At 69.9% G+C, this 12,565-nt stretch carries 11 protein-coding genes and 1 pseudogene; 6 read left to right on the top strand and 6 right to left on the bottom strand.

Annotation, left to right across the window (positions count from 1 at the left end):
- Window positions 1-40: 40 nt before the first annotated feature.
- A complete protein-coding gene (locus tag OIE74_RS18600) occupies window positions 41-1,099 on the bottom strand; it encodes a flavin-containing monooxygenase (protein WP_329384887.1) in 1,059 nt (352 codons plus the stop codon).
- Between the two features lie 105 nt (window positions 1,100-1,204).
- Between OIE74_RS18600 and OIE74_RS18605 the strand changes: the two genes are divergently transcribed.
- The 3 genes and pseudogenes from OIE74_RS18605 to OIE74_RS18615 all read left to right on the top strand — a co-directional run bounded on the left by OIE74_RS18605 (window position 1,205) and on the right by OIE74_RS18615 (window position 7,107).
- The gene (locus tag OIE74_RS18605; RefSeq protein WP_329384890.1) at window positions 1,205-2,617 is read left to right on the top strand and encodes an FAD-dependent oxidoreductase; all 1,413 of its coding nucleotides are present in this window, start codon (window positions 1,205-1,207) and stop codon (window positions 2,615-2,617) included.
- Complete coding sequence (locus tag OIE74_RS18610; RefSeq protein ID WP_329384893.1) at window positions 2,614-3,837, top strand: MFS transporter; 1,224 nt, start codon at window positions 2,614-2,616, stop codon at window positions 3,835-3,837. Before OIE74_RS18605 ends, OIE74_RS18610 begins: the two co-directional genes overlap by 4 nt.
- A gap of 132 nt (window positions 3,838-3,969) precedes the next feature.
- Window positions 3,970-7,107 (top strand): annotated as a pseudogene (locus OIE74_RS18615) (Tn3 family transposase).
- Between the two features lie 13 nt (window positions 7,108-7,120).
- Here the strand turns inward: OIE74_RS18615 and OIE74_RS18620 are convergent.
- The 5 genes from OIE74_RS18620 to OIE74_RS18640 form a co-directional block, all read right to left on the bottom strand.
- Window positions 7,121-8,089 carry an arsenic resistance protein gene (locus OIE74_RS18620; protein ID WP_329392346.1) on the bottom strand — a complete coding sequence of 323 codons (969 nt, stop codon included), beginning with the start codon at window positions 8,087-8,089 and terminating at the stop codon, window positions 7,121-7,123.
- A gap of 114 nt (window positions 8,090-8,203) precedes the next feature.
- Window positions 8,204-8,680: a MerR family transcriptional regulator gene (locus OIE74_RS18625; protein WP_329384895.1), complete on the bottom strand. Its 477-nt coding sequence runs from the start codon at window positions 8,678-8,680 to the stop codon at window positions 8,204-8,206.
- A 34-nt stretch (window positions 8,681-8,714) separates the two neighbouring features.
- Window positions 8,715-9,038 (bottom strand): hypothetical protein, encoded by a 324-nt coding sequence (locus OIE74_RS18630; RefSeq protein ID WP_329384898.1) that lies wholly within the window; start codon window positions 9,036-9,038, stop codon window positions 8,715-8,717.
- A complete protein-coding gene (locus tag OIE74_RS18635; protein WP_329384901.1) occupies window positions 9,019-9,465 on the bottom strand; it encodes a MerR family transcriptional regulator in 447 nt (148 codons plus the stop codon). The genes OIE74_RS18630 and OIE74_RS18635 overlap by 20 nt, the downstream gene beginning before the upstream one ends.
- The gene (locus OIE74_RS18640) at window positions 9,462-9,794 is read right to left on the bottom strand and encodes a hypothetical protein (protein WP_329384904.1); all 333 of its coding nucleotides are present in this window, start codon (window positions 9,792-9,794) and stop codon (window positions 9,462-9,464) included. Before OIE74_RS18640 ends, OIE74_RS18635 begins: the two co-directional genes overlap by 4 nt.
- Before the next feature lie 278 nt (window positions 9,795-10,072).
- Here OIE74_RS18640 and OIE74_RS18645 point away from each other — a divergent pair, with 278 nt between their 5' ends.
- The 3 genes from OIE74_RS18645 (at window position 10,073) to OIE74_RS18655 (ending at window position 12,423) form a co-directional block, all read left to right on the top strand.
- On the top strand, window positions 10,073-10,432 hold the full coding sequence (locus OIE74_RS18645; RefSeq protein ID WP_329384906.1) for a recombinase family protein: 360 nt from the start codon (window positions 10,073-10,075) through the stop codon (window positions 10,430-10,432).
- Window positions 10,433-10,437: 5 nt separating this feature from the next.
- Window positions 10,438-10,956 (top strand): resolvase, encoded by a 519-nt coding sequence (locus tag OIE74_RS18650; protein ID WP_329384909.1) that lies wholly within the window; start codon window positions 10,438-10,440, stop codon window positions 10,954-10,956.
- A 1,017-nt stretch (window positions 10,957-11,973) separates the two neighbouring features.
- The gene (locus tag OIE74_RS18655) at window positions 11,974-12,423 is read left to right on the top strand and encodes a hypothetical protein (RefSeq protein ID WP_329384912.1); all 450 of its coding nucleotides are present in this window, start codon (window positions 11,974-11,976) and stop codon (window positions 12,421-12,423) included.
- Window positions 12,424-12,565 lie beyond the last annotated feature (142 nt).

The raw sequence follows: 12,565 nt of genomic DNA on the forward strand, positions 1-12,565 counted from the left end.
ATCGAACCAAGCGCCCAGAGGCTGCCGCTGCCGTGGACGGTTACGCGAGGCTGAGGCGGTCCGCGAGGCGACGGGCGGCGCGCTGCGCGTCGCGGCCGACGCCTCGCAGGGAGGCGGAGGAGAGGCTGCGCTGCCACTCCAGGCCCACATACGCCAGAGCGGGATGGGTGAGGGAGGCTCCGTCGCGGTGACGGGGGCGACCCTGCCCGTCCAGTGCGCCAAGGGGGGCGAGATAGGCGAGGTCGGGATGGTAGCCGGTGGCCAGGACAATGGTGTCGACGTGCTCGGTCGTACCGTCCTGCCAAGTCAGTTCGGCGCCGTCGATGCCCGTGAACAGCGGGCGCCGGTCGGGCGCCCGGGCCGCGAGAGCCGCCCGATAGCGGCCGTCGTCGATGACGGCCATGGTGGCCGGAGCCTTCTGGAAGCGGCCGAGCGGCGCGGTGTCCAGGCCGGTGACCTTGAGCCAGAAGTGCAGATCCTTCCCTGCCAGCGGGCGCTGCTTGAACCACTTCACCGGCGCCCGGCTGGCGAGGGTGACACGGGAGCGCAGGGCGAGTTCCGACGCGATCTGCACGGCGGAGTTGCCGGCGCCCACCACCACGACGCGCTGCCCGGCGAAGGGCTCGGGGCTGCGGTAGTCGGTGACGTGCAGGACTCTTCCGGCGAAGGAGTCCAGGCCCGGCAGCGCGGGGCGCTTGGGCCGGCCGAAACCGCCGGTCGCGGCCACCACGGCTCGGGCGCCGGCCTCGGATCCGTCAGCCATGGTGAGCGTGAACCCGTCCCCGTCCGGGCGGACTTCACGCACCCGCCGGCTGGTACGTATCTCGGCGTCCAGCCGGTCGGCGTACCGCAGGAGGTAGGCGACGACCTCGTCGCGGTGGGGGTAGCGGTCCGGGTCGCCGCCGAACGGCAGACCGGGCAGCGAGCTGTACCGGGCGGGCGAGAAGAGGGTGAGGCTGTCGTAGTAGTACGGCCAGGAACCTGCCGCCTGATCGGACGCCTCCAGGACCACCGGCTTCAGCCCTCGTCCACGCAGGGCGTGGGCGGCGGCGAGACCGGACTGCCCGCCCCCGATGACCGCGACGTCAAGCCGTTCCATCACACTCCCACTGATTCGATAAACGTCTATGTTGACGGCCATCGAATCAGATGGCAGGCTGGGCGTGCAAGTCATTGACGGATGTCGAACCAAGGAGGAGTCGCCGTGTCTGCGCCGCTCACCGACGTGTCCACCACCGCCCTGCCGACCGTGGTGATCGGAGCCGGCCCCGTCGGCCTGGCCGCCGCCGCCCACCTCACCGAGCGCGGCATCGAGCCCCTGGTCCTGGAAGCCGGGCCCGCCGCGGGCAGCGCCGTACGCGAGTGGGGGCACGTACGGCTGTTCTCGACCTGGTCCGAACTCGTCGACCCGGCCGCCGAAAAGCTCCTGGCGCCCACCGGCTGGACCGCCCCCGACGGCGCCGCCTACCCCTCCGGCGCGAACTGGGCCGAGCAGTACCTCCAGCCCCTCGCCGACCTCCTCGCTGACAAGGTCCGCTACGGCGCGACCGTCACCGGCGTCTCCCGGCTCGGGCGCGACCGTATCGTCGACGCCGACCGCGAGCAGCAGCCCTTCACCGTACGCATCAGGCTCACCGACGGCACCGAGCAGCGGATCCTCGCCCGCGCCGTGATCGACGCCTCCGGCACCTGGACCACCCCCAGCCCCATCGGCGCCGACGGGCTGCCCGCCCTCGGCGAGCACGCTGCCTCCGCGCGTATCTCCTACCGCATCCCCGACCTCAAGGACCCGGCCGTCCGCGCCCGTTACGCCGGCAGGCGCACCGCCGTGATCGGCTCCGGCGCCTCCGCGTTCACCGCCCTCGCCTCGTTGGCGGACATCGCCAAGGACGAACCGGGTACGCACACGGTGTGGATCCTGCGGCGCGGTATCAGCGGCTCGACCTTCGGCGGCGGCACCGCCGACCAGCTGCCCGCCCGCGGCGCGCTCGGCCTGGCCGCGAAGGCCGCCGTCGACAACGGATACGCCGACGCGGTTACGGGCTTCCGCACCGAGTCCGTCGAGCCCGCCGGGGACGGACGCCTGGTTCTGACCGGCGAGGACGGCCGCCGGCTCGACCCGGTCGACGAGATCATCGTCCTGACCGGCCTGCGCCCCGACCTGTCCTTCCTCTCCGAGATCCGCCTCCGCCTCGACGAGCGGCTCCAGGCACCGGTCGAACTGGCACCGCTGATCGACCCCAACCAGCACTCATGCGGCACCGTCTACCCCCACGGACACCGCGAACTGTCCCACCCCGAACCCGGTATCTACCTGGTCGGCATGAAGTCCTACAGCCGCGCCCCCACCTTCCTCGCGATGACCGGATACGAGCAGGTCCGCTCCGTAGTGGCAGCCATCGCCGGAGACACCGAATCCGCCGACCGCATCGAACTCACCCTTCCCGAGAGCGGAGTCTGCGGCGGCGCCGGCCTCTTCGACGACCCCGCCGGCACGGAGCAGAGCGACGGCGGGGGCTGCTGCGCACCGGAACCCGCGCTCGTACAGATCGGCGCCGCCACCGTGGCGACCGGAGCGGCCGAAGGCGAGCAGGCCCCTGGCGGCTGCTGCTCGTGACGGAGCTTCACACCCGCGGGGCCGCGACCGGAACAGGGGACCGGTCGCGGCCCCGCGCCGTACTCCCCGCACTGTGTGCCACACAGATCACCAGCTGGGGCATCATCTTCTACGCCTTCCCCGTACTGAACCCCGCCATCATCGCGGACACAGGCTGGCCACCCGGCGCCACAACAGGAGCGTTCTCCCTCGCGCTGCTCATCTCCGCTTTCGCCGGCATCCGCGTCGGCCGCATCATCGATCACCGAGGCCCGCGCACCGTCATGACCGCAGGCTCCGTCCTCGGCGTCGTGAGCCTCCTCATCATCGCCGCCGCCCCGAACCTCCCGCTCTTCTTCGCCGGTTGGCTGCTCGCCGGACTCGCGATGGCAGCAACCTTCTACCAGCCCGCCTTCGCCGCCCTCACCCGCTGGTGGGCCCCCGACCACGTCCGCGCCCTCACGATCGTCACCCTCGCGGGCGGCCTCGCCTCCACCGTCTTCGCACCCATCACCGCCGCGCTCGCCGACCACATGTCCTGGCGAGCCACGTACGGCGTCCTTGCACTCGTCCTCGCCGCAGTGACCGTCCCCACCCACGCCCTGGCACTCAAAGCACTCTGGCCCGCCGTACCCCTGGCCTTGCCCGTCCAGACCGGCGACTCCGCGACCGCAGTGGCCCACAGCCGCCCCTTCTGGGTGCTTGCCGCAGCCCTGACCCTCTCAGCGCTCACCGTCTCCGCCGTCGTCGTGGCCCTGGTCCCGCTCCTCTTGGAGCGCGGTTACTCAACCGACGAAGCAGCCTGGGCGCTCGGTATCGGCGGCGCTGGCCAGACACTCGGCCGGGCCCTCTACGCCACCCTCGCCCGACGCTCCGGGACAACCGTCCGTACGACCGCGCTGATCGCCCTCGGCGGCCTCACCACCGCCACACTCGGCCTGGTCCCCGGCCCCTACACCGTGCTGGTAGCCCTGTCGATCACGGCCGGAATGGTGCGCGGAAATCTCACCCTGCTCCAGGCCACCGCCGTCACCGACCGCTGGGGCGCCACTCACTACGGCCGCCTGTCCGGAATCCTCGCCGCACCAGTCACCGTGGCGTCAGCTCTCGCACCGTGGGCTGGCGCAGTGTTGGCAGGACCACTCGGTGGCTACGACGGGCTCTTCCTCGCACTCGCCATCAGCTCGGCCGCCGCAGCTGTCCTGTCCGTCACGTCTGGCCGCCTTACCTTGCGCCATTGACGGCCTCGGGGAACATCGGTACAGCCGTTGGCGCTGAGAACGATCATGGTCGGCTAGCACACCGGCTGGGGGCTCCGCTGGGGTTCGGGCAAAGATCGCCGGGTGGGTACCGGGGCTGGCTACGGTCCGTTCGTGCGGGTGGAGTTTCTGAATGATGAGCAGGCTGAGGCGTATGGGAAGTTCGCCGAGGAGCCGACCCGCCCCGAGTTGGAGCGGTTCTTCTTCCTGGACGACGTCGACCGCGATCTGATCGCGCTGCGGCGCTCCACGCACCACCAGCTCGGCTTCGCGCTCCAGATGTGCACGGTGCGCTACATCGGCCGGTTCCTCCCGGACTACGCGCTGGATGCGCCGTGGCCTGTGGTCGAGCACCTGGCCGCGCAGCTCGGTATCGAGGACCCGTCGGTGGTGAAGCGGTACACCGAGCGGCCGAAGACGGCGTACGAGCACGCGTGGGAGATCCGGGACGCCTGCGAGTATCACGAGTACGACGACCCGGAGTAGTCGCGGCGGTTCCGTACGTTCCTGCACGGCGGGGCGTGGACGCATGCCGAGGGTCCGAAGGCGCTGTTCGACCACGCGGTGGGCTGGCTGCGCCGCAACCGGGTGCTGCTGCCGGGCGTCTCGGTGCTGGCCCGGCAGGTGTCGGAGGTGCGGAAGGTCGCGGACAAGCGGCTGCACGCCACCGTCGCGGGCGCCGCCCGTCGTGCGGACCCGGCGCTGCCCGGGGATCTGGTGGCGACGCTGAAGACGCCGGAGGGTTCGCGGTTCTCGGAGCTGGAGCGGCTGCGTCGGCCGCCGACGCGGACCACGGGGACGGCGTTCGCCCGAGCGCTGGAGCGGGTGGACGAGATCGGCGCCTACCGGCTCGGCAGGCTGAGGCTGTCGCGGATCCCGCCGAACCGGATGGCGGCGCTGGCCCGGTACGCGCTGGGGTCGAAGGCGCCGCTGCTGGAGCGGGCGGCGGAGCCCAAGCGCACGGCGATGCTCACCGCGGTGATGCGGCACCTGGAGGCGAAGGCGATCGACGAGGCCCTGGACCTGTTCCAGGTCCTGATGGCCACCCGGCTGCTGAATACGGCGAAGCGGAAGACGGAGAAGGAGCGGCTGTCCACGCTGCCGCAGCTGGAGAAGGCGTCACGGGTGCTGGCGCGGGCGGCGAAGGTGCTGTTCGAGGAGCTGGAGCTGGTCGAGGAGCAGGAGGCGGACCTGGACGTGGCCGCGCTGTGGGCGGCGCTGGAGGAGGTTGCCCCGCGCGCCGCCGTGATGAGCGCGGCGGCCACGGTGGTCTCGCTGGTGCCCGAGAACGAGAACGAGAACTCGGCCGAGGTCGCCATGCGGGCCGCGCTGGCGAACCGGTACGCGACGGTGCGCCCGTTCCTCGCGTTGCTGGGCGAGTCGAAGGCGCTGGACGCGGCGAGCGCCGGGAAGCGGGTCCTGGCCGGGGTGCGCGCTCTGCCGGCGCTGGCGCGGCGGAAGGTGGGGGTCAAGCCGCTGTTGCCGCGCGAGGTGGACGACAAGCTCGTGCCGCCCGCGTGGCGCAAGGCGTGTACGCCAACCCCGATCTGCCGCAGGGCGCGGTGGACCGGGACGCGTACGTGGTGTGCGTGCTGGAGCAGCTGCACCGGGCCCTGAACAACCGCGACGTGTTCGCCGCTCCCTCGCACCGCTGGTCCAACCCGCGCGCCCGCCTGCTGGACGGGCCCGACTGGGACGCGGTCGAGGAGGACGTGCTGGCCGGGCTGAGCCTGGACATGCCCGTTAAGGAGCACTTGGCGGAGCTGGTGCGGGGCCTGGACGCCGGATGGAAGCAGCTCGCGACGCGCCTGGAAGAGGCCGGGCCGGCGGCGAAGGTGTCCATCGAGGTGCAGGACGACGGGCGGGTGAAGCTGAACGTCGACAAGCTCGGCGCGCTCGGCGAGCCCAAGTCCTTGACCTGGCTGCGCAAGCGGGTCGAGAAGATGCTGCCGAAGATCGACCTGCCGGACCTTTTGTTCGAGGTGAACGCGTGGACCGGCTTCCTGGACGCCTTCGTGCACCTAGGGGACGGCACGACCCGGATGAAGGACCTGCCCACCTCGGTGGTCGCGCTGCTGGTGTCGGAGGCGTGCAACATCGGCCTGGCCCCGGTGGTGAACCCCGGCTACGAGGCCCTGACCCGGGCCCGGCTCGTGCACGTCGACCAGTACTACCTGCGCGCCGACACCATCGCCGCGGCGAACGCACGGCTGATCGCCGCCCAGGCCGAGGTGCCCATCGTGAAGTTCTGGGGCGACGGGCTGCTCGCCTCGGTGGACGGGCTGCGGTTCGTTGTCCCCGTACGCACGATCAGCGCGGCGCCGTCGCCGAAGTACTTCGGATTCAAGCGGGGCATCACCTGGCTCAACGCCGTCAACGACCAGGTCGCGGGCATCGGGCAGATGGTCGTCCCTGGCACCCCACGCGACTCCCTGCACATCCTGGACGCGCTGCTGAATCTGGACGGCGGAGTGAAGCCGGAGATGGTGGCCACCGACAACGCCTCGTACTCCGACATGGTGTTCGGCCTGTTCAAGATCCTCGGCTACAACTTCAGCCCGCGGTTCCGCGACCTGGACGACCAAAGGTTCTGGCGGGCCACCATGCCCGGCGTCGAGACCGGCACGTACGGCGTGGTGGAGGACCTGGCCCGCAACCGCGTGAACCTGAACAAGGTGATCACGCACTGGCCGGACATGCTGAAGGTCGCCGGTTCCCTGGTCACCAACCAGGTCCGCGCCTACGTCCTGCTGCGGATGTTCGGCCGCGACGGGCGCCCCACCCCGCTGGGCGCCGCGTTCGCCGAGTACGGGCGGATCGCCAAGACCGAACACCTGCTGCGGGTGGTCGACCCGGTCGACGACACCTACCGCCGGCAGATGAACCGGCAGCTCACCGTGCAGGAGTCCCGTCACAAGCTGGCCCGGGACGTGTGCCACGGCAAGCGCGGCACCATCCACCAGGCGTACCGCGACGGCATGGAGGACCAGCTCGGCACGCTCGGTCTGGTCCTCAACGCCATCGTGCTCTGGACAACCCGGTACATCGACGCCGCCGTCGCCCAGCTCCGCGCCGAAGGCCACGATATCCAGGACGAACATCGCCCGCCTCTCGCCGCTCAAGCACGCAAACCTGAACCTGCTCGGCCGCTACAGCTTCACCGCCACCGTCCCGGCCGCCGGCGCCCTGCGCCCGCTGCGTGATCCGGACGCGGTCGAGCTGGACGAGGACGACGGCGCTATGGAGGAGTGAAGGGGGTGCGGCCCTATCCCTGGCCCGCACCGGCGTGGGCAGCGGAAGCCGGGAGCAGTCTCGGGACCGCCCGGACGTAGATGACCATGCCGACCAGTTCGACCAGGGTCTGGGTGACGACGACGACCGCGGCGAGGGCGAGGCGGTCGGGCAGGGCCAGGGCGAGAGGGAGGACGACCAAGGAGTTGCGGGTCGCGCCGGAGAACACGATGGCCCGTCCGGCAGGTGCGTCGAGGCGGAAGATCCTGGCGACAACAAGGCCGGCGACGGCCATCACCACCAGGAAGAGAACGTAGAACGGGATCACCCGGACGACGTCGCTGAGGCTGTCACCGAGCTTGGGGACCTGGGAGGCGACGACGACCGCGAGAGTGGCGAACATCAGCGGCACCATCAGGGTGTTCATCACGTCCGTGGTCTTCTGCCCGGCCGTGCGGCGGGCCGCCCATGCCTGGGTGAGCCAGGCCAGGGTGAGCGGGATGACGATCAGTACGACGAACGCCTCGACGAACGGGCCGACCTCGACGATGTCGGCCAGATCCGAGCCCATGAACAGGAACAGGTAACCGGGCAGGAGAACCATCTGCGCGAGCAGCAGCAGGGGGCTGGCTGCGAGCAGGCGCTGGCTGCTGCCGCCCGCGAGTCCGCTGAAGACGATCACGTAGTCGATGCACGGGGTGAGCAGGACGAGCAGGAAGCCCATGCGCACGGCCTGGTCGTCGGGCAGGAAGACGAACATGGCCGCGACGACGAGCGGGACGACGACGAAGTTCAGCACCAGCACGGCGGCGAGGAACTTCCCCTCCCGCAGTGAGCGCAGCAGCTTGGAGGCGGGCACCTGGAGGAAGGTGACGTAGAGCAGGGCGGCCAGGACGGGGTTGATGGCATGTTCCAGGCCGGGCCCGGCATCAGGCGCGGCCCAGCCAACCAGCCCTCCGGTGACCAGAGCGCCGAGGTAGATGACGATCTGGTGGCGCTCCATGGCTTCGACCAGGCCAGATGACTGCGACAACGTACATGCTCCTTGCTCAGGGACAGGCGAGACGAGGGGAAGGCGGGCGGCGGGGCCCGGCCCGGAGGGTAGAGGCGGCGCCGGTCAGGCCAGCGGCACGCTGCGCCGCACGGCCCCGTCCGGATGCGCGGGCAGGGCCGGGGGCGCGGCGGGGGTCCGGCCGAGGAAGGCGCACTGCGGGTCGCAGCGGTCCTCACGGTCGGGCAGCTCGTCCAGGTGCTCCACCGCGCGGTGCAGGGACGCGGTGAACGCGGCCAGTTCCACCGCCCGCCGCTCGGCCTCCTCGATGCGGGCCACGACCCGCTCGCGCAGGTCGGCCTTCACCTCCTGGCAGGCCCCCGTCCGCCATACCCCGAGCAGTTCGGCGATCTCCTCCAGCGGCAGGCCCAGGTGCTTGGCCGCCGAGATGAACGCGAGGCGGTCGATCGCGTCCTCGCCGTACAGGCGGTAGCCGGCCGGAGTCCGTTCGGCGGGCAGCAGCCCTGCGCTCTCGTAGAACCGCAGGGTGGTCGCCGGGACGCCGCTGCGTGTCGCGAGCTGGGAGATCCGCATCGTGCTCATCCCTCGACCGTAAACCTTCACCCCGACTCGAAGGTCAAGCCCGGCGCCCTCCGCGCGTGATCTGCAACGGGTCTCCCGACGTCTTGCAGCCGCACCCGTCCTCACCAGCGGCCTTCGCCGAGGAGGAGCAGGAACAGGAGCCGCGGCGCTGGCCGAGCCACCAGGTCCCGGCGGCGAGCACGGCCAGAACGACGGCGATGGCGGGCAGCCAGCCCACCACCGCCCCGGCGCCCGCGCCGAGGACCCCGGCGGTGATCAGGACCGGCAGCGCGCAGCACGCCACGCAGGCCAGGGCGGCGAGTCCCCCGAGCGCTTTCGGGGCCCGCTGGGGGCGGGGGTCAGCAGCAGGGTCCGGCATGACGGTTCTCCTCGGCGAGGTCGGTGAAGGGGATGGGGCAGCAGGCACTTCCCGCGCAGACGGTCAGGTCGTCGCACCCGGCGTCGACGGCCGCGGCCAGGGCGGCGCGGATGGTGGTGAGGTCGGCGATCTTCGCGTCGACCTCGGCGAGCTTCGCCTGCGCGCGCTCCTGGAGTCCCACGACGGGGCGGCCGTGCCGATGACGGCCCGCCTCCAGCAGATCGGTGACCTCCTCCAGCGTGAACCCGAGCCGCTGCGCGGCCTTGATCACCCGCAGCGCGGTCACCGCCCCCTCGCCGTACAGGCGGTGGCCGCCGTTGCTGCGCTCCGGCTCGGCCAGCAGACCGCGCCGCTCGTAGTAGCGCAGGGTCTGGATGTTCACCCCGGCCGCCTCAGCGACCTGCCCGCTGCGCAGCCCCGCGCTCACGACCGTGTCCCGGCGGCCGTCCGCGCGGCCAGAGCCTCCAGGACCGCGGCGTGCCGCTGGTCCACCGCGATGTCCAGGCCGATCAGGTTCTCGCCCGGGGTGACGCTGAAGGCGAAGAACGAGCAGCAGCCGCCCTCCCGCTCCGCCAGGTCCCTCACCCGCTCCTCGACACCGGGTCCGCCGGCCAGGTCCAGGTGCAGCCGTAGCTGTTCCGGCCGCGACATCGCAGTCAGCCGTTCGGCGAACAGCTCATCCCACTCCGCGACCCGCAAGGGCCGCTCCTCGGTGGGCAGCGTGCAGGACTGCGGCACCCACGCCAGATCGCTCATCGTGCTCACTCCCGTCGTCACGTCCCCAGGAGGGGGACACCTCCGACGGTAAACCTGTACCTAGGTACCGGTTGCAAGCCCCGGTGAACGCGGCAGACGCCGAGGCCCTGACCACTCCCCTGTCGTCAAACGATCGTTTGACGACAGACAAGCCGGGCGTCCAATGAACCCGCGCCATCCGGGGGTTCACGGCGGCGCGAATCCAATCAGATCCGATGGTGATTGCTGACAGGGTTTGACGACAGATAAGGTCCGATCCTCCGTACGGAAGGGGCCGAGTGGCGAACCTGGTCTACAAGCGGGTCTCGACCGACCAGCAGTCGACCGCCCGGCAGAACCTCGTCCTTCACGAGGCCGGGATCGAGGACCCGGTCGCCTTCGAGGAGACCCCGGGGACCTCCAGCCGCCTCCACCCGCTCCAGCGCCCGAAGTTCCGCGAACTCCTCACGTACGCACGGCCGGGCGACACCGTCCACATCTCCGAGATGTTCCGCCTCGTCCGCGGCACCGGCCACATTCTCGACGTGCTCGACTCCTCCACCGCGACCAGGTCGCACTGCGCATCCACGACGGCGCATTCTCCGCGACGGACCTCACCGCCCGCCACCCGCGCACCGGAGAGCTGCTGTCCACCGTGAAGTTCATGGTGCAGACCCTCGCAGCCGCCGGCGAACTCCAGCGCGACCTCCAGCGCGAGCTGACCTACGACGGACTGCGCGCCGCCGAGGCCAAGGGCAGCAAGGGCGGACGCCGCCCCGCCGTTCCGGCCGAGAAGGTCGGCGACGTCCGCACCGCGTACCTGGAAGGCCGCTCCATCGCCGCCCTCGCCCGCGACCACGGCGTCAGCCGCGGCGCGATCCGCACCGCCGTCGCCGACCTCCTGCCCGACCACACCGCCACTGAGGAGGCCGCCGCCCCTGAGCTGCCGGTCACCCTCGACATGCCGGGCAAGGTCGCCCTTCCTGCGCACCACCGAGCTGGAGCCCGCCGAGCGGGCCGCGCTCGACCAGGGGGTGACCGTACGACGCGGCCAGGGCTACACCCTGCGCGTCAGCGCCATCCCCGCCGTGCACCACCAGCTCCTCGCCCGCTGCCAGCCGCTCGACTGCGCCCAGGGCATCCCTGCGGTCCCGGCCCAGCGCAAGGCCCGCCGCGAGTATGAGAACCGGGTCCAACCGCTGTACCGATGTTCCCCGAGGCCGATTGAGCACCCCTGTCTGGACGCAGCACGCCTCGGAACAGTGGATCTCCTCTTGAGAGCGCACAAAGGTCTGCCCTGTGTCCTGACTTCCCGGCCGCAGGGCACTACCCGCTACCCGTCGCCGACTCCAGTGCGGGACGAATCCAGTCCGACGCATGTAGCGGCAGGAAGGACGGCTCTCATGACATCCCTACCTCCTGCTCCGGAGGGCCTATGTCCTCTCGCTACCGGGCGGACTGCCACGGCTGACTCACCTGTCGACCTCGGCACAAATGGGGCACAGGTTCCGCCTCGCTCCGGACAGCGATGAGCCATCCCCCAGTGCTCACATGTCTGTGCATCCGCGACCTTTTGCCGAGCACAAGCGACACAGACGAACCGTAAAAGCCCTCCCCCCGGGCTCCTCCGAGGCGCGCCTTCCCCCCCTGGCCGCAGTCGACTTGCCACTGTGCCTGTCTCTCACCCATGTCTTGCGATACGCGGGAGTAGGCCGCGCGCCCCTGCCTGCCCCATGCGCGTTGCGGCCCCAGCCAGAGTTGTCGACGGGACTGCGGAACACAATGCAGAGACAGGGCTGCACAGACCACTTCCTTGATTCCTGACGACAGGCGCCACTGATCGGACACATTTTTTTGGCAGGCCTCCCTCCGCCGATCACAGTGCCGAGGGATACAGGACTACCCGATCCTAGGTTCACCGAGACACAGGGAGTGCAAAGCAAGTACGCGGCCTAAATGAACCGCCCACTCCCTTTACAGGTAATCCTCAGCAGAAAGGTATTCGAGCATTGACAGCTCCTGCCTCTCGCACAAGACAGGGGGCATCACTTCAGGCGAGACAGGGCCTGAATTACAAAACGGATATTTTCGATCTCGTTCGCACAGGCGCCGGGGTAGGTAATTGATCTTGTCGCTACATCGAGTGAAGAACCCCTTGCGGGATGGGTAATTGATGGCTTCTCATAGATAGGGTTCTGAAATGATCGAGACCCTTCCATGGGAAGAAGTAGCCGGGAATCCCGACAAGTACATCCAGCTCCTCGATGAGAGGGAGGCCGAGTTGCAGCGCGATCTCTTCAAAGTGCGCCAGGAGCTCCGGGTGGTGCGCCTTGTGAAGAAGCAGATGGAGGTCACGGACGAGTGGCGCACGTCGGGCATCCCCGACCAGCGAAAGGCTGAATCGGCGCCCGAAGAAGGCGACGCCTCAGCTGCGGATGGCTTTCAGCCCCTCACCCGCAAGACGAGGATCATGCGACTCATCGGCCAGGACCCTCAGCGGCAGTGGAAGGCACTCGAAGTGGCCAGCGCCTTGAATGAAACCGACAAGATCAAGAGTGTGCGCGTAGCCATGGATGAGCTGTCCAGGACCGGCTCTTTGATCAAGCTTCCGAACGCCTACTACCAGTACGCACAGCCTCAGCAGAATTAGCCCGAGAGGACCAGGAAGGCCGCCACCAAGGAGTCCAGTCCAAGGTGACGGCCAACCGCGACGAACCCCCCGAGAACCTTCCACAGCGCCGGATCAGTTCGTCATGTTGCATTTTACGAGCGGTCGACCGCCGCCGGTAGCG

This window comes from Streptomyces sp. NBC_01716 (assembly GCF_036248275.1).
Classification (GTDB): domain Bacteria; phylum Actinomycetota; class Actinomycetes; order Streptomycetales; family Streptomycetaceae; genus Streptomyces.

Bases quoted from the DNA above. Each gene is read 5' to 3' on its own strand.
- OIE74_RS18600 (WP_329384887.1), bottom strand. From the start codon at position 1,099: ATGGAACGGCTTGACGTCGCGGTCATCGGGGGCGGGCAGTCCGGTCTC.
- OIE74_RS18620 (WP_329392346.1), bottom strand. From the start codon at position 8,089: ATGGAGCGCCACCAGATCGTCATCTACCTCGGCGCTCTGGTCACCGGA.
- OIE74_RS18625 (WP_329384895.1), bottom strand. From the start codon at position 8,680: ATGAGCACGATGCGGATCTCCCAGCTCGCGACACGCAGCGGCGTCCCG.
- OIE74_RS18630 (WP_329384898.1), bottom strand. From the start codon at position 9,038: ATGCCGGACCCTGCTGCTGACCCCCGCCCCCAGCGGGCCCCGAAAGCG.
- OIE74_RS18640 (WP_329384904.1), bottom strand. From the start codon at position 9,794: ATGAGCGATCTGGCGTGGGTGCCGCAGTCCTGCACGCTGCCCACCGAG.
- OIE74_RS18650 (WP_329384909.1), top strand. From the start codon at position 10,438: ATGGTGCAGACCCTCGCAGCCGCCGGCGAACTCCAGCGCGACCTCCAG.
- OIE74_RS18655 (WP_329384912.1), top strand. From the start codon at position 11,974: ATGATCGAGACCCTTCCATGGGAAGAAGTAGCCGGGAATCCCGACAAG.